This window comes from Aquirufa sp. Wall-65K1 (assembly GCF_054558475.1).
The window spans coordinates 1-353 of sequence record NZ_JBPXKD010000020.1; the positions used below are offsets into that span (position 1 = coordinate 1).

Annotated in this window: 2 tRNA genes; both read right to left on the reverse strand. The window is 47.0% G+C overall.

Going from position 1 to position 353, the window contains the following annotated elements:
* Window positions 1-119: 119 nt before the first annotated feature.
* Window positions 120-207: transfer RNA gene (locus ACST15_RS12520), tRNA-Ala, on the reverse strand.
* A 41-nt stretch (window positions 208-248) separates the two neighbouring features.
* Window positions 249-325, reverse strand: a tRNA-Ile gene (locus ACST15_RS12525).
* Window positions 326-353: the final 28 nt, after the last annotated feature.

Consider the following 353-nt stretch of genomic DNA (forward strand, 5'->3'; position numbering starts at 1 on the left):
TGCGTGCAAGGCAGGTGCTCTAGCCAGCTGAGCTAATCCCCCAATTTTAATTGGGTTTTAATGTTAATCTCTTCATTCATTAGACTCGTTTGTCTAATGCGGTACGCTTAATTTCTTCGAGTGGAGATAACGGATTCAACACGGAATGTAATTCCGTTGACCCCCTGCGTGCAAAGCAGGTGCTCTAGCCAGCTGAGCTAATCCCCCGTTATTGGCTTTCATCTCTAGCTTGCCCCAACCTTACTTGTTGGTGGGCCTGCGTGGACTCGAACCACGGACCTCTACATTATCAGTGTAGCGCTCTAACCACCTGAGCTACAAGCCCGCTTATTCTTCTCTTTCTCTATTAATAT